Annotated in this window: 21 protein-coding genes; 14 read left to right on the forward strand and 7 right to left on the reverse strand. The window is 42.6% G+C overall.

The genetic code is table 11. The features are described 5' to 3' along the window. The coding region (locus tag WS42_RS07770) for an alpha-L-fucosidase (RefSeq protein WP_046450951.1) at positions 1–1,172 on the forward strand (1,172 nt) is incomplete at its 5' end. A 55-nt stretch (positions 1,173–1,227) separates the two neighbouring features. Here WS42_RS07770 and WS42_RS07775 read toward each other — a convergent pair. After that, positions 1,228–1,545, reverse strand: a complete 318-nt coding sequence (locus WS42_RS07775; protein WP_022161424.1) for a DUF3467 domain-containing protein — start codon at positions 1,543–1,545, stop codon at positions 1,228–1,230. Positions 1,546–1,771: 226 nt separating this feature from the next. Between WS42_RS07775 and WS42_RS07780 the strand changes: the two genes are divergently transcribed. Continuing rightward, on the forward strand, positions 1,772–2,275 hold the full coding sequence (locus WS42_RS07780) for a DUF4494 domain-containing protein (protein ID WP_046450952.1): 504 nt from the start codon (positions 1,772–1,774) through the stop codon (positions 2,273–2,275). 882 nt (positions 2,276–3,157) lie between these two features. Further along, entirely contained in the window at positions 3,158–4,570 is a 1,413-nt protein-coding gene (gene aspA / locus WS42_RS07785) for an aspartate ammonia-lyase (RefSeq protein ID WP_195446752.1), read from the forward strand. Positions 4,571–4,696: 126 nt separating this feature from the next. Here the strand turns inward: aspA and recG are convergent, their stop codons facing one another. Continuing rightward, positions 4,697–6,796, reverse strand: a complete 2,100-nt coding sequence (gene recG, locus WS42_RS07790) for an ATP-dependent DNA helicase RecG (RefSeq protein ID WP_046450954.1) — start codon at positions 6,794–6,796, stop codon at positions 4,697–4,699. Between the two features lie 184 nt (positions 6,797–6,980). Here recG and WS42_RS15455 point away from each other — a divergent pair, with 184 nt between their 5' ends. Both WS42_RS15455 and WS42_RS07800 read left to right on the forward strand, forming a co-directional pair. Further along, positions 6,981–7,544 carry a hypothetical protein gene (locus WS42_RS15455; protein ID WP_013612160.1) on the forward strand — a complete coding sequence of 188 codons (564 nt, stop codon included), beginning with the start codon at positions 6,981–6,983 and terminating at the stop codon, positions 7,542–7,544. A gap of 157 nt (positions 7,545–7,701) precedes the next feature. After that, a complete protein-coding gene (locus WS42_RS07800; protein ID WP_022161417.1) occupies positions 7,702–8,256 on the forward strand; it encodes a cob(I)yrinic acid a,c-diamide adenosyltransferase in 555 nt (184 codons plus the stop codon). A gap of 4 nt (positions 8,257–8,260) precedes the next feature. Here the strand turns inward: WS42_RS07800 and WS42_RS07805 are convergent, their stop codons facing one another. The 3 genes from WS42_RS07805 to pruA all read right to left on the reverse strand — a co-directional run bounded on the left by WS42_RS07805 (position 8,261) and on the right by pruA (position 13,112). Next, the gene (locus tag WS42_RS07805; protein WP_013612158.1) at positions 8,261–9,619 is read right to left on the reverse strand and encodes a DUF389 domain-containing protein; all 1,359 of its coding nucleotides are present in this window, start codon (positions 9,617–9,619) and stop codon (positions 8,261–8,263) included. 22 nt (positions 9,620–9,641) lie between these two features. Then, entirely contained in the window at positions 9,642–11,141 is a 1,500-nt protein-coding gene (locus tag WS42_RS07810) for a lipopolysaccharide biosynthesis protein (RefSeq protein ID WP_022161416.1), read from the reverse strand. Between the two features lie 339 nt (positions 11,142–11,480). Continuing rightward, positions 11,481–13,112 carry an L-glutamate gamma-semialdehyde dehydrogenase gene (pruA, locus tag WS42_RS07815; protein ID WP_022161415.1) on the reverse strand — a complete coding sequence of 544 codons (1,632 nt, stop codon included), beginning with the start codon at positions 13,110–13,112 and terminating at the stop codon, positions 11,481–11,483. 141 nt (positions 13,113–13,253) lie between these two features. Here pruA and WS42_RS07820 point away from each other — a divergent pair, with 141 nt between their 5' ends. From WS42_RS07820 to WS42_RS07840, 5 genes are all read left to right on the forward strand, one after another. Continuing rightward, positions 13,254–15,197, forward strand: coding sequence for an ABC-F family ATP-binding cassette domain-containing protein (locus tag WS42_RS07820; RefSeq protein ID WP_046403928.1), 1,944 nt, complete (start codon positions 13,254–13,256; stop codon positions 15,195–15,197). An 82-nt stretch (positions 15,198–15,279) separates the two neighbouring features. Then, the gene (rlmB, locus tag WS42_RS07825; protein ID WP_013612154.1) at positions 15,280–16,023 is read left to right on the forward strand and encodes a 23S rRNA (guanosine(2251)-2'-O)-methyltransferase RlmB; all 744 of its coding nucleotides are present in this window, start codon (positions 15,280–15,282) and stop codon (positions 16,021–16,023) included. Between the two features lie 454 nt (positions 16,024–16,477). Beyond that, a complete protein-coding gene (locus tag WS42_RS07830; protein ID WP_013612153.1) occupies positions 16,478–16,882 on the forward strand; it encodes a hypothetical protein in 405 nt (134 codons plus the stop codon). After that, positions 16,834–18,183: a DUF3440 domain-containing protein gene (locus WS42_RS07835; RefSeq protein ID WP_046403916.1), complete on the forward strand. Its 1,350-nt coding sequence runs from the start codon at positions 16,834–16,836 to the stop codon at positions 18,181–18,183. The genes WS42_RS07830 and WS42_RS07835 overlap by 49 nt, the downstream gene beginning before the upstream one ends. Then, on the forward strand, positions 18,155–18,667 hold the full coding sequence (locus tag WS42_RS07840) for an IbrB-like domain-containing protein (protein ID WP_013612151.1): 513 nt from the start codon (positions 18,155–18,157) through the stop codon (positions 18,665–18,667). Before WS42_RS07835 ends, WS42_RS07840 begins: the two co-directional genes overlap by 29 nt. 96 nt (positions 18,668–18,763) lie before the next feature. On the opposite strand, the gene WS42_RS07845 is transcribed toward WS42_RS07840, so the two are convergent. Further along, entirely contained in the window at positions 18,764–19,813 is a 1,050-nt protein-coding gene (locus WS42_RS07845) for a YeiH family protein (protein ID WP_013612150.1), read from the reverse strand. 204 nt (positions 19,814–20,017) lie between these two features. Further along, on the reverse strand, positions 20,018–20,560 hold the full coding sequence (locus WS42_RS07850; protein WP_022160607.1) for a DUF3332 domain-containing protein: 543 nt from the start codon (positions 20,558–20,560) through the stop codon (positions 20,018–20,020). Between the two features lie 152 nt (positions 20,561–20,712). Here WS42_RS07850 and WS42_RS07855 point away from each other — a divergent pair, with 152 nt between their 5' ends. From WS42_RS07855 to WS42_RS07870, 4 genes are all read left to right on the forward strand, one after another. Next, positions 20,713–21,402 carry a MotA/TolQ/ExbB proton channel family protein gene (locus WS42_RS07855; protein ID WP_041556653.1) on the forward strand — a complete coding sequence of 230 codons (690 nt, stop codon included), beginning with the start codon at positions 20,713–20,715 and terminating at the stop codon, positions 21,400–21,402. Positions 21,403–21,412: 10 nt separating this feature from the next. Beyond that, a complete protein-coding gene (locus WS42_RS07860; protein ID WP_046403917.1) occupies positions 21,413–21,805 on the forward strand; it encodes an ExbD/TolR family protein in 393 nt (130 codons plus the stop codon). A gap of 272 nt (positions 21,806–22,077) precedes the next feature. Beyond that, on the forward strand, positions 22,078–22,743 hold the full coding sequence (locus tag WS42_RS07865; RefSeq protein WP_022160604.1) for a DUF4136 domain-containing protein: 666 nt from the start codon (positions 22,078–22,080) through the stop codon (positions 22,741–22,743). Positions 22,744–22,801: 58 nt separating this feature from the next. Beyond that, positions 22,802–23,419, forward strand: coding sequence for an outer membrane beta-barrel protein (locus WS42_RS07870; protein WP_013612145.1), 618 nt, complete (start codon positions 22,802–22,804; stop codon positions 23,417–23,419). Positions 23,420–23,432 lie beyond the last annotated feature (13 nt).

The following is a 23,432-nucleotide window of genomic DNA, read 5'->3' on the forward strand; positions in this document are numbered from 1 at the left end:
CGGTGGAAGATTATGAAAAGTATTTCGACTTGTTCGAGCCGGATTTGTATAATCCGCGTGAGTGGGCCAAGATGGCGAAAGCTGCGGGTATGAAGTATGCGGTGATCACCACGAAGCACCACGAAGGTTTTTGTCTGTTCAAAACTGATTATACGGACTATCAGGCCCTGAACGCTCCCTTGTGCCGCAAGGATTTGATCAGGGAGTGGGTGGAGGCTTTCCGGGCGGAAGGACTGAAGGTGGGATTTTATTACAGTCTGCTGGATTGGCACCATCCGGACTTTGAGATTGACCGGATTCATCCGCAGGCACCTAAAGATCCGAAAGACTACAAGAAACTGAATAAGGGGAAGGATATGGACCGCTACCGGGAGTATGTGAAAAATCAGGTGACGGAATTACTGACCAATTACGGAAAGATCGATCTGATGTGGCTGGATTATTCTTATCCCAAAGGGGAATATGGTAAGGGACGGCAGGATTGGGATTCGGAGAATTTGATGAAACTGGTCCGTAAATTGCAGCCGGGTATTATTGTAAACGACCGGGCAGACTTGCTGGATGTGCCGGGAGGCTGGGATTTCAGCACTCCGGAACAGTATAAGGTGGCCAAATGGCCGGAAAGAGACGGAAAGAAAATCCCCTGGGAAACCTGTCAGACTTTTTCCGGATCATGGGGATATTACCGGGACGAGGCTACCTGGAAAGACAACAGGCAATTGCTCGGGTTGCTGATCGAATCGGTGAGCAAGGGGGGAAACCTGCTTTTGAATGTGGGGCCTACGGCTAGGGGGACTTTTGATCAAAGGGCACAGGAGAGGCTTGCCGGTTTGGGCAAATGGATGGCTGTGAACAGTCCTTCCATTTATGGCTGTACAGAGGCTCCGGCCGGTTTTGATGCTCCGGACAATACGCTGCTGACTTATAATCCGGAGACAAACCGCCTGTATGTGCATTTACTGGATTATCCGTTAGGCAGGTTGTTGTTGAAAGGATATGCCGGTAAGGTGAAATATGCACAGTTTTTGCACGACCGTTCGGAATTGCGGTTCGGTAAGGCCAATGCAAGTGTGACCCACAAGGATGAACTGGACGAAAAGGATATTCTTTTGGTGTTACCGGATGTCAGGCCCGATGTTGAAATTCCGGTGATAGAGCTGATATTGAATTGATAAAAAGACTTTCTGTCCCGATTCCGGGACAGAAAGAAAAAATGCCTGCAGTTATTCAAGCCTGTCCTTTCGGTTCCAGATCGATAGGAAATCCTGTCGGTTGCTGGTTTTCCGAAGCAAGGCGTATCGTACCGTTATCCTGTTCATATTTCCAGATATTGTCCTGTAAAGCCAACATCAGGCGTTTGGCATTTTCGGGAGTCAGAATAATCCGGCTTTTTACTTCCGGTTTCGTTACTCCGGGCATCAAACGGATAAAGTCGATAATAAACTCCGAAGTTGAATGTGCTATGATCGTCAGATTTGCATAAGTGCCTTGGGCCACCTCATGGCTCAGATCGATTTCCAGTTGGGTCTGTTTTTGTTCTTCCATTGTTTATTGAATTGATAATCAGTATGCTTTGATTGGTGATATTTCTATCTGAACAAATATATACTATTTTATATAATGAACGTAAAATTTTTTTCGGATTCTGATTTGAAAAAGTGAAATAAAGGCAAGATGGTAATTACCGGCCGATTTTGTGTTATCTTTGCCGGAGCATTACGAACAGAGTGTGATGTGAGTGATTGTTGTAAATAATAAAAAACAGAGAAAAATGACTGCGAATTGGTTTGAAGCGAAGGTGAAGTACATGAAGGTGAACGAGGATGGGCGTGAAAAAAAAGTAAATGAAGCTTACCTGTTGGATGCGATGTCGTATACGGAAGCAGAGAGCAGGATTATGCATGAGATGGAATCGGTGATTTCGGGAGATTATTATATCAGTAGTCTGAGAAAATCGAATATTACGGAACTGGTTCCTTCGGAAGATGAAAATGACGACCGTTGGTATAAGGCGAAGGTAAACATCATCGATGCCGATGAAGTGAGCGGAAAAGAAAAATCCACCGGTCAGTATTATCTGGTGGCAGCCTCGAATATTAACAAAGCTTTGGAGAATCTGGAGAAAAGTCTGGCTTCTTTTGTGGTTCCTTATGAGATTGCCAGTCTCACGGATACTCAGTTTATGGATGTATTTCCTTATTTTTCCGATGAAGAAGAACAGATTCCGGAAAATCTGAAGCCGTTGACCGAGGAAAAAACGGAAGAGGAAATTTAGGCTATAATAGAAACGTAGGTTTATTTCGTTAGTAATTCGTCTTCGGTGATCGGAATTGGCGACCCGGTCGCTTCTGTCGGTCGTCTAACTTTTTCTATCACTGACCGGCGGAACTCCTCGCAAGCTCGTCAGACACCACCGGTCGGGCGTTCAGAAAAAGCAAGACGACACTCGCCAGAGCTCCAATGGTCGCCAATCCCGATCACCTCCGACTTACGTTATCACTGAATTGCAAACCAGTCTTGATTTAAGAAAGATTATTCTCACTGGAAATAATCCGGACGGTCCGGCTTCCTGCTGTTGCAAATTTTTGGTTGTATTTTCTTTGCCGGTTAGCTCTGCCGTGAGATGAAGGGTTTTATGCCGGAAGACCATTGGAGCAGGAACGAGGGTCCGGTTAGGTTTTCCGAACGCCCGACCGGTGGTGTCTGACGAACGCAGTGAGGAGTTCCGCCGGTCAGTGAAGGAAAGCCTTAACGGACCGGTCCAGGCGAACCGGTCTGACGGGATAAAACCCGGAATCGGAATAGAAAGAAAAAATAAACCTACTATTGGTTTCTCCGTAAAAAAGTAGATGACAGGCGGTAAATCATTCCTTTTTTAAGGGTCCGATCTATTAAATATTCCTTAAATTTTCGTAAACGTTTGTGTCTCATTCTTTTCTCAGGTAATGAGCGAGTTATTTCTTTTTGAAAATCTCTGGTTTAATCCTTTTTTCTTTTCTAACTTTGGGGTGCCTTTAGAGAAGGAGTGTAAGCTTTTATAGGTGAATATGAAGCAAACTGTTATAATCCAAAGGCTTTAGCGATTCGATTGAAACATTTTTCGGTGAATTGCGTAGGGAAAAGATCAAGTCTTATTGTAATATAAACGATTGATATAATGAAAACACGTATTGAACATGACTTGCTAGGCGAAAAAGAAGTGCCGGCAGATGCGTACTATGGTATACAAACTCTTCGGGGAATCGAGAATTTCCAGAATATCAGTGGGATCACCATCGGAGACTATCCGAATTATGTGAAAGCATTGGCTATGGTGAAATGGGCTGCTGCAAAGGCAAACCAGGAATTGGAAATCCTTCCGGACGATATTGCCAATGCAATTACCCGGGCTTGTGAAGAAATTATCGGAGGCAAACTCCACGATCAGTTCCCGGTCGATCTGATCCAGGGAGGTGCAGGTACTTCTACCAATATGAATATCAATGAAGTGGTTGCTAACCGGGCATTGGAATTGATGGGACACCAAAAAGGTGAATACCAATACTGTCACCCGAACAACCATGTCAATATGTCTCAGTCGACTAACGATGCTTATCCGACTTCTTTCAAGTTGGCCTTCATCTTTATGAACGAGGAACTGGTTGCTGACCTGAAACTGTTGATTCAGGCATTCCGGGCTAAAGGAGAAGAGTTTAAAGAAGTGCTGAAAATGGGACGTACCCAGTTGCAGGATGCTGTGCCGATGACTATGGGACAGGAATTCGAAGCTTTTGCTGCAAACCTGGAGGAAGAAGTAGACCGGCTGAACCAGATGGCTAAATTGTTCCTCGAAGTGAATATGGGGGCAACAGCTATCGGTACAGGTATCAATTCCGAACCGGAATATTCTTCAAAATGTATTAAGAACTTACGGATCATCAGCGGTGAAGAATTTGTATTGGCTTCCAACCTGATCGAGGCTACTCCCGATGCCGGTTCATCTGTCATGTATTCATCAGCCCTGAAACGTTTGGCTGTGAAATTATCTAAAATTTGCAATGACCTGCGTCTGTTATCCAGCGGCCCTCGTTGCGGCTTGAATGAGATCAACCTGCCGCCGATGCAGCCGGGTTCTTCTATCATGCCGGGTAAAGTGAATCCGGTTATTCCTGAAGTGGTTAACCAGATCTGCTTCCGGATTATCGGTAATGACCTGACGGTTACTTTCGCTGCCGAAGCCGGACAGTTGCAGTTGAACGTGATGGAACCGGTTATGGTTCATGCCATCTTCAGTTCGATCAAGATGTTGCAGAAGGGTATGGATCGTCTGCGTATCTTCTGTATAGAAGGTATTACGGCCAATGCTCAGCACTGCCGGGATTTGGTATTGAACAGCATCGGTATTGTTACTGCTTTGAATCCGACTTTAGGTTATGAGAATTCTTCCCGTATCGCTAAACGTGCTCTGAAAGAAAACCGTAGCGTTTACGATCTGGTACTCGAAGAAGGACTACTGACCAAAGATGAACTGGATCAGTTGCTGAAACCCGAAAGTATGATCAAACCGCATAAATTCTATAAAAAGAAATAAGGCGTAAAATAAAGATGAAAAGAGCACTTCTACGGAGGTGCTCTTTTTTTATGGTCCCTGCTTCTCCATATTTTGCCGGATCAGTTTATAAATTTTTTCATTGCATTTCTTTTTATGGTTATTACTCTAGGAAATATACCTCCAGGTAATGCGGGTTTTGAACAGGCGTTTGATTTGGATGGCGAAGAGTTGGTTTTCTTCCTTGATCAAATCGGCATCTTCGGACAGGATGCCGTTGGCGATTCGGGTTGCTTCGTTGAGGATCAAGGTGTCTTTACCCAGATTAGCCACCTTTAGACTGCAGGTGAGGCCACTTTGTTGGGTTCCTTCGATATCTCCGGGACCACGCAATTTCAGGTCGGCTTCGGCGATTTCAAAACCGTCGTTGGTAGCGGTCATGGTATCGATGCGTTTCCGGGATTCGTTGGAAATCTTATAGGAAGTCATTAGAATACAATACGATTGGTCAGCGCCGCGGCCTACCCGTCCCCGTAACTGATGGAGCTGTGACAATCCGAAACGTTCGGCACTTTCAATGACCATAATAGAAGCATTGGGAACGTTTACCCCCACTTCGATGACTGTCGTCGATACCAGTATTTTGGTTTCTGCGGTGACAAAACGGCGCATTTCCGAATCTTTTTCAGCCGGTTTGAGTTTACCGTGAACCATGCCTACTTTATATCCTTTGGGAAGGAAGTAATTGTTGATTTGTTCGTAGCCTTCTTCCAAATTCCGGAAATCCATTTTTTCCGACTCATAGATCAAGGGATATACCACATAAGCCTGCCGTCCTTTGAGCAGTTCTTTTTCAATAAACTGAAATACTTCCAATCGTTTTTTATCGAAAGCATGAAAAGTAGTAATGGGTTTACGTCCCGGAGGAAGTTCGTCGATTACCGACACATCGAGGTCACCATATAAAGTCATAGCTAATGTACGGGGAATAGGGGTGGCTGTCATCACCAGTACGTGGGGAGGAATGGTATTTTTTTGCCAGAGTTTGGCACGTTGGGCTACACCGAAACGGTGTTGCTCGTCGATGATCACCAGGCCGATATTCTGAAAAGACACCACATCTTCGAGCAAAGCATGGGTACCGATCAGAATTTGCAGGCTACCGTCCTGTAAGCCCCGGTGAATTTCTTCCCGCTCGCGTTTTTTTGTCGACCCTGTGAGTAAAGCTACGGTGATCCCCATTTCTCCCAACATCCCTTGGATCGTTTCATAATGTTGGGTGGCCAGAATCTCGGTGGGAGCCATCAGACAGGTCTGGCAACAATTGTCCAGCGCCATCAGCATACACATCACAGCCACCAGGGTTTTACCGCTGCCTACATCTCCCTGCAACAGCCGGTTCATCTGTTTCCCACTGCCGCAATCCTGACGGATTTCTTTAATCACCCGTTTTTGTGCATCGGTCAGTTCGAAAGGTAGGTATCGATGATAGAATGTGTTGAAATATTCACCGATCGTTTTGAATTCATGGCCTTTAAAATAAGTTTTGCGTTTGTATTTGAGTTTCAGGATATTCAGCTGGATGTAAAATAGTTCCTCAAATTTCAGTCGGAATAAAGCTTTACGCAGCATGTCCGGATTTTCCGGGAAATGGATATTATAGAGAGCCTCATGCAGATACATGAGTTTGTGTTGCTGAATAAACCAGGCTGGCAGGGTTTCTGAGATTTTCCCTTTGATGGTTTTAAAAATGGAATCCTGAATTTTGCTGATCGCTTTGGAGTTTAGGAAAGCCTTTTTCATCTTTTCGGTGGTCGGATAGACGGCTTGAAAACCGACCAACAGTTGGGAAGCTTTTTCAAAGCTGTCGATTTCAGGATGTACAATATTCAGCTTGTGGTTGAATTCGGAAGGTTGTCCGAAAATCAGGTATTCTTTGTCGGGTTCGATTTGGTTGGTCAGGAATTTAAATCCTTTGAACCAGACTAATTCCAGGGTTCCTGTCTCGTCATAAGCCGTTGCAGTCATACGCAAGGCTTTGCCTTCACCGATGGTTTTCAGATTACGGATTTTAGCCTTGATCTGAATATAAGGCAGACGTCCGTTCAATTCTGCGATGGAATAGATTTTACTCCGGTCGATGTATTTGAAAGGGACATGGTAGAGCATATCCTCATAACTCTGCACCTGAAGTTCCTCATAGAGCACGGCAGCTTTCTTTTCACCGACACCGGGTAGAAATTTGATATTCAATCCTGCAAGTTCCATGAATCGTGTTACAAAGTTTTAAATTAATCGGTCGGAAACGGCACATGTAAATTGTGGTGTTTTCTTTACCGTTTCAAAGTTACAACGTTTTTCATGAGCCTAAAAATGAAATTGGAAAAAATGCACTACTTTTGTCTGATCAGATTTTATTCAAATCTTTGAAACGACTGTAATTCATAGAAAAATGGGCTATCTGAAAGAGCGGATAAAACATGCTGTCCGGTTTAGACATAAACGGGGATATGGAGTGCATTCCCCTTTTATGTTTAATTTAATTTTAAATGTTATCCGGGATCGGGAGAAACAATTTCAATATCCCGAGAGGTTGGAGAGAGAAAATTGTTTGAATCATCGGGAGAGAAAAATTTTCCGCTTATTATCCCGTTTGGTACGTTCGCTTCGGGTACATCGGATGATTTGCCTGGGAAAAAATGCCGATATCCTTTGTCGGTATTTGCAGGAAGTTTGTGATGTCGAGATTAGTGTTAATCAATTGGATACATTGCAATCTGCCGATTTCATTTATATCGGTCGGCAGTTTCCACTGGATGAAACGACTTTTGCCGGAATGTTGCAAAATCACCCGCAGAAATGTATCGTTATTGCCGATATTCACAAGAAGGGAATACATGCCCGTCTGTGGCACCAATGGCTTGAAAAAGCAACTGTATCGGTGGATATGATGTGGTATGGGATTCTATTTTTTGACGATAAGATCCAGGAGGGGAGGTATTGTTTGATGATATAGAGGGATAACGGATAAAACAGTGACGGCGGATAAGACGTAAAAAGAAGAGGGGGATGGATAATGGTTTGATTTAAAATTAGATATTATGAGGCACTACTAAATTTTGAAGAACTGAGAATTTGGCAGGTAACCAGAGAGATAACTAAAGAAAATTGTCATGAAAATTTACACAAAAACCGGTGATAAAGGAATGACTTCCCTGATTGGAGGAAAGAGAGTACCGAAGAATAGTGCACGTTTGGAATCTTATGGTACGATCGATGAATTGAATAGTTTTTTAGGCATGATCCGTTCTTTTCCTTTGGAGCAGGTGATTGCAGAAGAATTGGTGGAGATTCAGTCCCGCTTGTTCGATGTGGGAGGGAATTTGGCTACTGATCCTGAGTCGTCGGCCAATCTGAAGGAGCCTATTGGTGTGACGGAAGAAGATATTGCATTACTGGAAAATGGCATCGACCGGATGGATGCCGAAGTTCCTCCGATGAAATACTTCGTGTTGCCGGGTGGTAATCAGTGTGTTTCGTTTTGTCACATGGCGCGGACGATCTGCCGGCGTGCAGAACGGCGGATACTGGATCTGGCCGCAGAGACTGAGGTAGACGGGTCGGTGATGAAGTATGTGAACCGATTATCGGACTATTTATTTATCCTGGCACGTAAAATAGCATACGATTCGGGATGTGAAGAGATGAAATGGGTGCCGCGGAAATAAGCTGTTACTGATTTTCCGTAACGATTTCCAGCTTCCCGACATTTAGCCGGGTAGTAAGCCAGGCGTGTAATTGCTGCTTTTCTTCTGGCGTCAGCCTTTGTGTGTAGGATAGAATCGCTACTGTCAGGGTGTCGGATTGTGAAGTTGCAATCCGATTCCTGATCATTTTCGATAAGCCGATCGTTTCCACCTTGGGAAATAGAATTTTGATCTCGGGGGTAATTTTCAGGCCCAGGGAATCGTAATTGGAATAACTGTTCAATTGAGCCCGCAGGCGGATGATTTCGTTCTCTTGCCGTAATACTTTATTTTGATTGTGCTTGTAAAAATCCTGTAGGATCATGTTATCCAACTCATCTTTTTGTCCTTTTTCTTTTTCCTGTGTCAGTCCCTGGAGAACCGATAGACGAGTACCTTCCAGTTTGTATTGGGATAGTTTTTGACGTAATATCGCCAGGTAGTCTTCGGGCACTTCCTTACCGATCAAGGTGACGGAAATACTGTCTTGCAGGATGTGCTTATTGACTACGAAAGTATTCGGAAAATTGATTTCATTGGTGATAAAACGGTTGGCGTTTGTTTCGAAGATATTGGTTTTGATCATGTTGTAAGTGATGTAGATACTGGGTACCATAGTCACAAAAATGATGGTGTAAACGATCTGCTGTACTTTCTTGCCCCGTACGGGATCTACAAAAGTCTTTTTAGAAAAATGCATGAGTTTGACTCCCAGCGTGGTGGCGAAGGCGATAAAGACAGAGTTGATCATATAGAGGTAAAAAGCTCCGAAAAAATAAGTCAGGTTACCACTGGCGATACCGAATCCCGCAGTACAGAGGGGAGGCATCAAAGCGGTAGCGATGGCTACACCGGGGATCACATTTCCTTTCAGACGCGTGCTTGAAGCGACGATGCCGGCCAGTCCGCCGAAGAAAGCAATAAGCACATCGTAGATGGTAGGAGTGGTCCGGGCTAATAGCTCGGAACGGGCTTCGTTGAGTGGAGAGATCAGGAAATAAAGGGTGGAAGTCAGGATACCGAAAATAGTGGCGATAGCCAGATTCCGGAAAGAGGTTTTGATCAATTCAAAGTCGTTGATTCCGACCCCTAAGCCGATACCCATGATCGGTCCCATTAAAGGGGAGATCAACATGGCACCGATGATCACTGCCGTGGAATTTACATTGAGTCCCAGGGAAGCGATAAAGATGGCAAAAATCAATACCCAAAGGTTACTGCCTTTGAAATTGATTCCTTTACGGATATTGTCGATGGTCTCCGCCTCATTTTCCCTTTCGTTCGAAGAGTCCAGAATGCCTTTCAGATAATTCCGGAATTGTTCCAATACATCAATAAAAGCCATTATAAATGAAAAATAGAAGTGATTACTTTTGTTTTTTAAAAATCAGTTTGTTGAGATAGGGAATCTGATTCAACGGCAGGTCGTGCCTGATCAGATAAATCAGATAGATAAATAACAGGATGGTCCGGAACCCCAAACGCAGCAACATGTTTTCGATAGGGACACTGACGGCAATGCCATATAGCACCAAAGCCAAAAGCAAATATTTTCCGATGGATTTCAGATCGTAATGGATGGGATAATATTTTTGCCCCACCAGCCAGGAGAGAAACATCATCACAAAATAACAGGCAAAAGCAGCCCAGGCACATGCGATATAACCGAATTTCGGTACGAACAGAACGTTGAGGGCCACGATAATGACCAGACCGATCAAAGAAAAATATACCCCCCACTGGGTACGGTCCGTGAGTTTGTACCACAGCGAAAGATTGAAAAATATACCTGAAAACAATTCTGCCAACATAATAATCGGTACTACTCTTAAACCGACAAAATAACGGGGATCGATGAAATACCGGATAATGTCCAGGTAGAACATAACTCCTAGAAAAATGAGTAAATCTACGATGACAAAGTATTTCATCGCCATGGCATAAGTTGTGCGTTTATCTTCTCCTTTGGTTTTGGCAAAAATAAAAGGTTCGTATGCATAACGGAAGGCTTGGGTGAACATGATCATGACTACTGCGATTTTGACGTTGGCTCCGTATATTCCCAATTGATCGGCAGCAACCTGGGGGTCGGACAATAGATAAGGATATAGGATTTTATCCAGATTTTGGTTCATGATACCTGCTAATCCCAGAATCAATAGCGGGAAAGAGTAATGCAGGATTTCTTTTAACAACCGCCAGTCGAAATGCCAGCGTATCCTGAATATTTCAGGAGTCAGCAACAACAACAATACGAAGGAAGCGATCACATTGGAAACCAAAATATACCCAGCTCCATAATCAGGCCGGTAAAACCAGGAGATCAAGTCGGGATGATTTTTATAAATGACCGGACAAACTACCAGAAAAAATAAATTGAAAATGATAGTGAGTGCGATATTCAATAATTTCAGGAAAGCAAAACGAAGGGGACGTAAGCGGTAACGCAAATAGGCAAAGGGAAGGGCACTGAAAACATCCAGGGCGATGATTATTGCGATCATCCCGATGTAATCTTGGTGCTGCCCGTATTGTAATGCTCCCGATATGGGGGATAAGAAGCTGAAAACCAAGATCAGAAACAGACAGGTCGTGATCCCGAGCGAAGTCATACAAGTGGAGTATACGGTTTGGGGATCTCCTTTAGAAGAGTCGTTGGCATACCGGAAAAAACCGGTTTCCAGACCGTAAGTCAGAAGTACGAGCATGGTACCGATCCAGGCATACAAGTAAACGACAATCCCGTATTCGGCCGGGACAAGCAAGTAGGTATACAAAGGAGTCAGACACCAGTTTAAAAATTTCCCGATGATGCTGCTCATACCATAAATGGCCGTGTCCTTGGCTAAACTTTTTATTCCTGCCATGATAAGTTGGTTAAGATAAACGGACAAAGATAGGGTTAAAAAGGTAAAAGGTAAAAGGTAAAAGGTAAAAAAAAGCGGGAAGGCTGAAAAAGCCAAAGGTGGGAAGCTATAAGCTAAAGGGTATAAGTAAGAGGCTATAAGCTAAAGGTAGGAGGTAAAGGGGGAAGGTTAAGAGCGAGAGGCTAATAGATAAAGGTAAAAAAATAATGGGACAGAAGTAAAACGGTGAAATTAGGCGATAAAAAAAGCTAAAAGCAGGGGATGAGCCTAGCCTTTAGCTTCTTGTTTTAACCTTATAGCCTCTTACTTTTAGCTTTTAGCCTTTAGCTTATAGCCTTTTTAGCTTTCCAAAAAATTCGGATACATGTAGTTGGTTGCGGGGATGAAGGTTTCTTTGATACATTGTGGAGATACCCATCTCAGCAGGTTGAACACGGATCCGGCTTTATCGTTGGTTCCGGAAGCCCGGCCGCCGCCGAAAGGTTGCTGGTCGACGACAGCTCCGGTAGGTTTGTCGTTGATGTAGAAATTGCCGGCTGTATGTGTCAGGCGCTCGGTCAATTTTTCGATGTTAGCTCTGTCGTTGGAGAAAATAGCTCCGGTCAAGGCATAAGCTGAACCGGCATCCAGCAGGTCGAGCGTTTCCTCTATTTGATCGGGTTCGTATACGTAGATCGTCAATACCGGACCGAACAATTCTTCGCGCATCGTAATATAGTCCGGTTTCTTGGCCTGGATAACAGTCGGGTAAATAAAGTAGCCTTTGGATTTATCGTATTTGCCTCCCAGGATCACTTCGGCATCGGGCGAAGCTTGCGCATCATCGATTGCTTTGGCCAGTTTGTCGAAAGAAGCTTCATCTATCACAGCATTGACGAAGTTACTGAAATCTTCGACTCCTCCGGTTTTGATTTTATTCAAATCTGCCTGCATCAAAGCTTTTACTTCCGGCCAGATGTTGGAAGGAATGTAAGCGCGTGAAGCGGCAGAACATTTTTGCCCCTGATATTCAAAGGCTCCCCGGATTAAAGCTGTCGCTACCGGTAGTGCTTTAGCTGTCGGGTCGGCAAAAACATAATCTTTACCTCCGGTTTCACCGACGATACGTGGATAAGAACGATATTTACCGATGTTTTTAACGATAGTAGCCCAGATGTCATTGAATACTCCGGTAGAACCGGTGAAATGAATACCGGCAAAGTCCTTATTGCTGAATATTACGTCTGAAGCTGTCGGGCCTGAACAGTATACCAAGTTGATCACACCGTCGGGCAGACCGGCTTCCTGTAATATTTTCATGACGATATAAGCTGAATAGACTGCAGTTTTCGAAGGTTTCCATACACAAACATTTCCCATTAAAGCAGGAGCTCCCGGCAAATTACCGGCAATAGAAGTGAAATTGAACGGAGTCAGGGCAAATACGAAACCTTCTAACGGGCGCCATACCGTACGATCCCAGATGCCTGCCGACGAGTTGGGTTGCATATGATAAAGATCGTACATATTTTTAACATTGAAACGATAGAAATCAGCCAATTCACAAACACAGTCGATCTCTGCCTGAAAAGCATTCTTGGATTGTCCCAACATCGTCACGGCATTTAAAATCTGACGGTAAGGACCGGAAATCAGCTCTGCCGCTTTCAGAAAAATAGCAGCCCGGCTTTCCCAGTTCATCTTTTCCCAAGCCGGTTTTGCTTTCATTGCAGCGTCGATAGCTAATTGTACATGGGAGGCATCTCCTTGGTGATAATGCCCTAATAAATGCTGGTGATCATGAGGCGGACGAATGTCGGCCAGTTTATCGGTCCGGATTTCTTTGCCACCGATGATCATCGGGATGTCGACTACCTGATTATGGATCTCGTTTAATTTTTCTTTTAATGCTGCGCGTTCGGGAGATCCCGGAGCATAACTTTTTATCGGTTCATTGGTAATGTTTGGTAATTTGTAAACTCCTTTAGGCATAGTGAATTAGTTTTATTGGTTGTAAGAAAAATCTTTTAAGTTGGTCAAAAATAAGAAAGTTTTTGTGTAAAAAACATGACAAAAAACAGGTTTGGGGATTTTTTTCACCCTATCTTTGCGGTGGACTTAGTTTATGATTTTATGATTTCAGTTAATAATGTAAGTGTTGTATTCGGAGGATTCTATTTATTGGATTCTGTTTCATTTCTGATCAATAAGAAAGACCGGATCGGTTTGACGGGAAGGAATGGAGCAGGGAAATCGACGACACTGAAGATGTTAGCAGGTTTACAAATACCGTCTGAAGGGAATATTTCGATGGCTTCGGATATAAAGATCGGATATTTACCCCAGACCAAAGTATATACGGATGGAAATACCGTCCGCAAAGAGGCTGAAAAGGCTTTTGCCGATTTGTTTGCCTTGAAGGATGAAGTGGAGCGATTGAATCTGGAGTTGGCTGGGAGGGAAGATTATGAGTCGGAAGCTTACATGAAACTTTTGGATAAGATTCATGAGAAAACGGAATTGTTGGCGATACGGGGGGAGAATAATATCGACCGTGAGGTAGAGGTTGTCTTGAAGGGCCTGGGTTTTAAACCGGAAGACCTCGACCGTAATTGTGAGGAATTTAGTGGGGGATGGCGCATGCGTATCGAATTGGCTAAAATATTATTGGCACGTCCTGATATTTTTTTACTCGATGAGCCGACCAATCATTTGGATATAGAATCTATTTCCTGGCTGGAATCTTTTTTGCAGACTTATTCCGGGGCTGTAGTCCTGGTGTCGCATGACCGTGCTTTTTTGGATAATGTGACTACCCGGACGCTTGAGATTTCTTTGGGGAAAGTGTATGATTATAAAGTGGCTTATTCTCAGTTCGAGCAATTGCATAAAGAACGGATCGAACAGCAGATGCGGGCTTATCAAAACCAGCAGAAGCAGATTAAGGATACAGAAGATTTTATAGAGCGTTTCCGATATAAGGCGACAAAATCCGTTCAGGTGCAATCGCGGATCAAACAGTTGGAAAAATTGGAGCGGATAGAGGTCGAGGAAGAAGATATGGCCCGTATTACAGTGCGGTTCCAGCCGGCTGTCCGGTCGGGAGAAATTGTCCTGACGGGTAAGGAGTTGACGAAAGCTTATGGTGATCATGTGGTATTGAAAGGTATTCAGTTGGATATCAAGCGGGGAGAAAAAATAGCTTTTGTCGGTAAGAATGGAGAAGGTAAATCTACCCTGGTCAAGATGATCATGAACGAGATTCCTTTCGAGGGAGAATTGAAGATCGGACATCATGTCAATATCGGTTATTTTGCTCAGAATCAGGCTGATTTATTGGATCCTGAAGTTTCTGTCCTGGATACGGTCGATCGGGTTGCCGAAGGGGAAATCCGTAAGAAAATCCGGGATATTTTGGGAGCCTTTTTGTTTTCCGGAGAGGAGGTTGACAAAAAAGTAAAAGTATTGTCGGGAGGAGAACGTACCCGTTTGGCGATGGTACGTTTATTACTGGAGCCCTATAATCTTTTGATTCTCGATGAGCCGACGAATCACCTGGATATGCGGACAAAGGATATTTTGAAGGAAGCGCTCAGAAAGTTCGAAGGTACAGTGATTGTCGTATCTCATGACCGTGATTTCCTGACCGGTTTAGCGGATAAAGTATATGAGTTCGCTAACCAGCATATCAAGGAATATTTAGGAGGGATAACCGACTTTCTGGCAGCCAAGAAGATTGCTTGTTTCCGGGAATATGAACAATTGCATAAACCCAAAGGCAATGGAATTTCTAATGATGAAGCCGAGCGGGAAGTGAGTGAGAATAAACTGTCTTTTGAAGAAAGAAAACAGTTGAATAAGGAAATCCGTAAGGCTGAACAACGGGTAGAGAGGGCCGAACAACGGGTCACGGAACTGGAAAGTGAAGTGGTTGCTTTAGAAAAACAGATGGCTGCGGGAGTGGTGAACGATGAGTTGTTGAAAAAATACGGAGAGACACAAAAAGAACTGGAAGAAGCGATGACAGAATGGGAGAAAGCGACGGAGGAAGAGGAAGAGGTGAAAAGTAAAAGGTAAAAAGCTAGAGGCTAAAAGCTAAAGGTTATGAATATAGAGGGAGAGAAGAAGGTTATTAAAAATATAAAATAAAAGGCGGGATATGGCAAAATATAAACAGGAATGTATATTCGGGATCCGGGCTGTGATTGAAGCGATTCAGCAGGAAAAGGAGATAGATAAGGTGATGTTGAAACAGGGCGTACGAGGCGAGTTGTTTCAGCAGTTGTTCAGTTTGATCCGGGAACGGAATATTCCTTTCCAGTATGTGCCGGAAGATGTTTTTAAGCCTTTCGCCGATCGGAATCATCAGGGGGTACTGGCTGAAATATCACCTGTTCCCTATCAGGATCTGACAGAAGTGTTGGATGGCGTCGAAGCGGCGGGACGGGTACCTTTTGTATTGATCCTGGACCGGGTAACCGATGTCCGTAATTTCGGAGCGATTGTCCGGAGTGCAGAATGTGCCGGAGTGGATGTGGTGATCATTCCCAATAAAAATTCGGCTAAAATTTCTTCAGATGCTTTGAAGACCTCTGCCGGTGCTTTATATCATGTGCCGGTGTGCCGGGTATTGAATTTAAAGAGAGTGGTCCGCGAATTGAAATTCCAACGGGGCATTCGGGTATATGCTGCTACCGAGAAAGCAGAAAAGTTTTATACTGGTGCAGACCTGACTTTGCCTACAGCAATTATTATGGGATCGGAAGATAAGGGGATCGATGAGGAGTTGATCAATATTGCGACCGATTGTATTAAAATCCCACAAAAAGGTCAGATCGAATCCCTGAATGTTTCCGCTGCAGCAGCAGTGTTGCTTTTTGAAGTGGTACGTCAGAGAGGATAGAAAATATTTTTTGTAGTTACAGAGATTGCAAAAGGAAGGAAATTCAACCCTGCCTCTGTGATTTCTGTAATTAAAAAAGGATTATTTTGTGGTTTGGAATGCTTCTTTCATTGTTTTGGGAATAGTATATGTTGTTGAAATGATTATTTTTCCGGCTATATAAGCAAATCGGTATAAAAAGATTGTCACCAACAGGACGAGTACTCCTTGAAATCCTATCGGATCATTACTTCCTCTATACACTACAATTCAAATTTTATCAATAGTACTTCTCATTTTTTTTGAAATTGTACTGCTATTTTATAATTTTGTGAAAAATCGGTTTTGCTGGTTTAATATAAATTTTACTCGGTATTGATCCTGAAAAATTAATATCGAATCTTGTAAAGCGTAATCATGGTGATAGAGCTGGAGTTTTAGTGGTGTTATTTATCGTAACGATAAATTTTAATTTATGGAAATAGAAAAATTAGGAGGTACGACGGAGCGTTTATATCGTCTTGTTGCACCTTTGGTTATGAAACCTTGTATTCTCCGGGAAAATAATAATTATCCATTTAAAACCTCTATGCATCATATTTGGTTTATAGCTATCGAGGAAGAGCGTGTTGTTGGTTTTATGCCGGTAGAAATAAAAGACAAATATGCTGTAATCAATAATTATTACATCGATAAAGACGATCCGGACCTATTGGCAGCTTTATTGCGGGAGGTCATTCGTCATTATGCCGGACAATATAAATTGCAATCTGTTACTCACTCTCGCCATTTATCTGTGTTTGCAGCGAATGGCTTTTCTATAATCAGGCCATGGAAATTATATGCAAAAATGGAACACCGACAACAAGAAACCCTCTGAATGTATATGAACAGGCACAAATACGATTAGAAAAAATATTCGGACATTTCGATAATATATATGTGTCTTTCTCAGGTGGTAAGGATAGTGGTGTATTATTACAATTATGTACCGATTATATCCGGAAACATTGTCCGGGGCGTAAAATCGGTGTTTTTCATTTAGATTATGAAATACAATACGGAGAAACGATTCGTTATGTAGATGAAGTTTTGGCGTCGAATAGCGATATTTTCGAAGTATATCGGGTATGTGTACCTTTCAAGGTATCGACCTGTACTTCCATGTTTCAAAAGTTTTGGCGTCCCTGGGATGAAGAAAAGAAAGATTGTTGGGTGAGATCCATACCTGAGGGGGCTTATACACGTAAGGATTTTCCTTTTTTTTCCAGACGGATGTGGGACTATGATTTTCAGCGTAGTTTTGCCCGTTGGTTACATCGGTACAAAAAAGCCAAACGGACTTGTTGCCTGGTGGGAATCCGAACCCAGGAAAGTCTGAATCGCTGGCGTGTCCTGAATGGGAGAGACGCTTATCGTTTCAAAGGATTGAAATGGGTGAGAAGGTTGGATACCGGTGTTTACAATGCTTATCCGATATACGATTGGTTGACGAGGGATATATGGATTGCCAATGGAAAATTTAATTGGGCTTATAACCATCTTTACGATCTTTATTATCAGGCAGGAGTGCCTTTGGAAAAGCAAAGGGTAGCCAGTCCATTCATATCGGAAGCCCGGGAAAGCCTGAATCTATACCGGGCTATTGATCCTGATATGTGGGGACGTATGATCAATCGGGTGAATGGAATCAATTTTACTGCGATTTACAGTACCACTACGGCAGTCGGATACCGACAAAAAATTACTTTGCCGGAAGGGTATACCTGGGCCAGCTATATGCAATTTTTATTGGGTACACTCCCTGAAAATATACGACAGAATTACTTGAGCAAATTGAAGGTCAGTATAAAATTCTGGAGAGAAAAAGGAGGGTGTCTGGCCGAGTCTACGATCGAGAAATTACGGCGTGCCGGGGTGCCGATTACAGTAGGAGAAAAAAGCAATTACAGGACGAACAAAAGGCCTGTACGAATGGAATATCTGGATGATATCGAGCTATCCGAATTTAAAGAATTGCCGACGTATAAAAGATTCTGTCTTTGTATTTTAAAGAATGACCATATTTGTAAATACATGGGTTTTTCTGCCTCGAAAGTAGAGCAGGAAAGGCGTGAGCAAATCATGAAGAAATATTATAAGTTATTTTGTAATGAAAGAGTATCAAAGCCCGGTATATAAGATCATCGCAGTACCTGTAGAAAAGGTGGTCGCCAATAATTATAATCCCAATGTTGTCGCACCTCCTGAAATGAAACTATTGGAATTATCCATTTGGGAGGATGGCTATACTATGCCCTGTGTATGTTATTATCTTCCCGATAAAGACCAGTATGAACTGGTCGACGGTTATCACCGTTACCTGGTTTTAAAAAAATCTGCCCGGATATATGAACGGGAGAAAGGATTGTTGCCCGTCGCCGTCATTGAAAAAGATATCTCGAACCGGATGGTATCTACGATCCGGCATAACCGGGCCCGAGGAACTCATAATGTAGAGTTGATGAGCCATATTGTTGCCGAATTAACTAAAGCCGGTATGTCGGATCAATGGATATTGAAGAATATCGGTATGGATAAAGATGAACTATTGCGTTTGAAACAGGTGTCCGGCTTGGCTGAACTGTTTGCAAATAAAGATTTCAGTATTTCCGATGAATTGTAAAAATAAGGATGTATAAAACAAATACCCGACTTTACCATTTCGTAAAATCGGGTATTTTTATGTAGTACCGGTTCACAGGCGAGGAGTGATCACCTTTTACACGAAATAGGGGGTGATATAACGAACCAGCAAATAGCCGCCTGCCAATAACCAAATGTATAAAAAAGAGGCTAATAGGAATGGTTTGACACCTGCTTTTTTAAATTTTTCGATACTGGTTTCGGCACCGAGGGCAGTCATGGCCATGGTCAATAGAAATGTGTCGAAATCGTTGATAAAGCTGATTGCCGGTTGAGGTAGCAGATCGAATGAATTGAAACCGATGACTGCTAAAAAACCTAAGGCAAACCAGGGAATCGTTATTTTCGATTTTCCGCCTTCGGCCGGTTGGTGCTGATTTATTTTTTGTACACTGGCTCTGGCAACGAAATAGCCGATCACTAATAAAGCAGGTACCAGCATAATAACACGGATCATCTTAACGATAATGCCGACATCGGAAATCTCTTTACCCATGGCATTTCCTGCACCTACGACGTGCGCCACTTCGTGTAGAGTCGAACCGGTATAGATCCCCATCTGATCCGGTGTCAGGTCGACAATCCCATTCCGGTAAAGTACCGGATACAAAAACATGGAAATCGTACCGAAAATCACCACGGTTGAAATGGCGACAGCGGTTTGGTAAGGTTTGCTTTTAATGGTCGATTCGGCTCCTAAGATAGCAGCGGCTCCGCAGATAGCACTACCGACCGAAGTGAGTAAAGTAATCTCTTTTTCCATTTTCATCCATTTCCCGATCAGTACACCGCCACAAATGGTCACCGTTACGACGATGATATCGATCAGGATGGCGGGTAAGCCGACTGCCATCACGTCCTGGAAAGTCAATTTGAAACCATACAATATGATACCTAATCGCAGAATTTGCTTCGAACAGAACAGGATACCGGGTACCCAGGTTTCCGGTAAACGATTCCGCAGACTGTTGGCATACAGCATACCTAAAATGATACCTACAATCAAAGGACTGAAAGATAGACTTTTTACAAAAGACAAATCGCTGATGTAAAAGGCTGCACAGGAAAACAAGGCTATTAACAAAATTCCATGAAGCATATTGCCTCTCTTTTCACTTAATTTCATTACTCTAAATTAAATTATCGATTTTATTTGCTGCAAAAGAACGAATTATTTCCGGATCTGACAGAATCGAAATAGTTATAAGGTATAACTATTTATTATAAAATACCGGCACAGGATAAATGAAGTGGTGTTAGACCGATAAAATGGCGGGCATAAAAAAATGGCCTGCAAGGAGGCCATTTTTATAAATTATTTCAGAGCTTCTTAACGAGCTGCCATGACTTCTGATTCGACTGTATTCACGGAATTTTCATCGAATACCAGTACTTTGTCGTTCGGAAGATAGGTATATACTTTTTTACCTTTCAATTTCACTACCTGAACTTTTTCGTTTCCGTTCATCTGGTACCAGGTACTTTCTTCCGGGAAATATCGGAAATCCACTTTCACATCGGTATCTTTCAAAGCAACTGTCATATTATTTTTTGATTTGATCACTTTGTACATTTTGCCTTCGTGCATGAATTCAGACTCGTCGATCTGACCGTCTTTCATGGTGATCGGGTTCTGGCCACCCCAGAATTCAATAGAGTTGAAAATCAATACATCCCCCAAAGTACACAATTCATAAGCAGGTAAGATACATAATCCCAAGAATACCAATTCATTGACGAATTTCTTGTTAGAAACATTACCGTTCCACTGATGTAATTTTGTGGTCAGACGGAAAGGTCCATAACAACCCGATAGAATTCCTGTAGAACCGATTAAAGCAATAATGATTGCTCTTGTTACAAATTTTTTCATAGCTTTTTATTTTATTAAAAATCATGCTCGGGGGACACCACATCCCTCATTGTTTAAATGATAGGACAAAGATAATAAGATTCATTAAAATTGCATCTATTTTCCATTTTTTAGTCCAAAACCATTATCTTCGCGTCGAAAAATCTGAAACGATGAATAATTTGATAATACTGGCAGCGACGGCTGTCCCGCAGGCTGCTGAGCCTGAATTGAGTTTGTGGAGTATGATCGTCAAGGGAGGATGGTTGATGATACCGATTTTCATCCTGTCTATTATTGCGGTTTATATTTTTTGTGAAAGATATATGTTACTCCGTAAGTATACACGAATCAGCGATACTTTCCCGGATAAAATCAGGGATTGTATTTTTGCCGGCAATATTCGTGGAGCGGTAACGGTATGTAATGAGGAAAATACGCCGATGTCGCGTATGTTGGTTAAGGGGCTTCTTCATTATCGTCTGCCGGTTACTGAATTGAGAGCTATTGTGGAAAGTGCCGCAAATCTTGAAGTAGCCGGAATGGAAAAAGGATTATCCACTCTGGCAACCTGTGCCGGAATGGCACCGATGATCGGGTTTCTGGGGACTGTCGTCGGTATGGTACAAGCCTTTTACGATATGGCTATGGCTGGAAACAATATCAATATTACCCTGTTGTCCAGAGGTATCTATACGGCGATGATTACTACAGTCGCCGGTTTAATCGTCGGCATTATAGCTTATTTTGCCTACAATGCCCTTACAGCCAAAATCGATCATATTGTCACTAAAATGGAGACGGCCAGTGCTGATTTTATGGAGGTCATTTATGAGGTGAAAAACGAGAAGGAGAATAAATAAAGCGATATCTATGGCAATTAAAAGATCCAGAAAAGCAAATCCTAATTTCAATATGTCGTCCATGACCGACATTGTATTTTTATTGCTGATCTTTTTTATGGTCACTTCCACCTTGATTAATCCCAATGCTTTAAAATTATTACTGCCCAAAAGCACACATCAAACCTCCAATCGTCCGACTGTGGTGGTCTCTATCGATAAGAACCTGAATTTTTATCTCAATACGAAAGTCACTCCTTTTTCCCGGCTAGAAGGGAAGATTGTCGAGCTATTGAAAAATAGCGACGATCCTTGTATTTCTATTGAAGCCGAAAAATCGGTTCCTATCGAACAAGTAGTCAGAGTGATGAATATTGCTAAAACTTATGGCTACAAGTCTATTCTGGCTACCGAACCGGAATAAATATTTCCTAAAAAATCTTATCCTTTTGAAATAGTAAGTTCCGATTCGGACTTTTAAATAGATGGTAAAGCTTGAAACTGCCGGATTATAGCCGTTTTAAGCTCTTTTTGTATTCCTTTTTAACAAAATGGGGCTTTTCTCTTCCAATTTTTTAAATCCTAAAACTATTTTAAAAAGCCAACGTATAACCCGGTACAATAATGAAAATTATTGTTACCAATACCACGCGGTAATTGATAGAGAACATTTGTTAAACTAAAAACAAACTAAGTATGAAACGTTTATTAATTTTATTGCTCACCGGTTTGTTTGCGCAGCTGGTAGTTTCATGTTACCCGGAAGGCGCAGATAACATTGAAGACTATGATGTTGCCATTACAAACTACGACAAAGGTGCTGATTTCAGTGCTTTCACCACCTTTTCGATTCCTGACACGGTCGTTTATTTTGCGAATGACAATAGTGCCAGCAAACCTTCACATGAATTTGATGATGCTGTCATCAAAGCTGTGACCGATAATTTCGTAGCTATGGGATACGAAAAAGTAGCTGATCCGACAGCAACTACTCCTGCCGAAGATTTACCCAGCTTTATCGTGACCGTATCTGCTTTTTCTAATGTCAACTATGCTTATTTCGTTGACAACTGGTACAACAACTGGAATTGGTACTGGGGTGGCTGGTGGGGTGGTCCTTTCAATCCTTACTATCCTTGGTATCCGGTTAGTGTTTACTCTTACAGAACAGGTTCTGTGGTGGTGGAAATGGTTTCTACGGCTAAACGGAATGACGATAAAGTAAATGTTGTTTGGACGGGTATCGCAGACGGTTTGCTTCAGGGATCCAATTCTTTCGTTCTGAATCGTGTAGAATCACAAATCGATCAGTGCTTTATCCAGTCGCCTTATTTGAAGAAAGCCACGACTCCGAACAAATGATAACGGAGGGACCGCTATCTATAACAGAAATATATCGATTTATAAAAATACATGAATTATGAAAAAACTATTAATAATTGCCATATGCCTTTTCGGCCTGAGCCCTTTCCTGAAAGCTCAGATGCTTAATCTCAACTATCAGATTAGTCTGCCGATGAACCAGGTAAAAGATTTTACGGATAAAGCTAGTTTCCGCGGATTCGATATCGAATATCACCAGTTTTTAGGAGATCAATTCTCTATCGGTGCAGCTATTGGCTGGGATGTCTTTTACAAAGATAAAAAACACACTCCCGGAAATTTCAGATTCAATGGAAATAGTAATGTATATACGATTACCGGGAATCAGTATCGTTATATCAATACGGTGCCTATGTTAGCTATCGGCCGTTATTATTTTACAGATAATACGACGGCTGTCAGACCTTTTGTCGGCTTGGGTATCGGTACCAGCTGGACCGAGAGACGACTGGAAGTAGGACAGTTTGCTTCTACGATCTCCCGCTGGCAGTTTGCATTGGCTCCGGAGGTAGGGATGTATATCCCGATTAACGACCAGTTTGCTTTCAATGTGGGAGCCCGGTATAATTACGGTACCAAAGCTGCTCACGGAAGAGTACCTGAAATCCAGACTTTCAGCTTTAACTTCGGTGTGATCTTGATGGGGATGGACTAAAACTCAAATAACC

The organism is Odoribacter sp. N54.MGS-14, assembly GCF_000980295.1.
In the GTDB taxonomy this organism is placed as follows: domain Bacteria; phylum Bacteroidota; class Bacteroidia; order Bacteroidales; family Marinifilaceae; genus Odoribacter; species Odoribacter splanchnicus.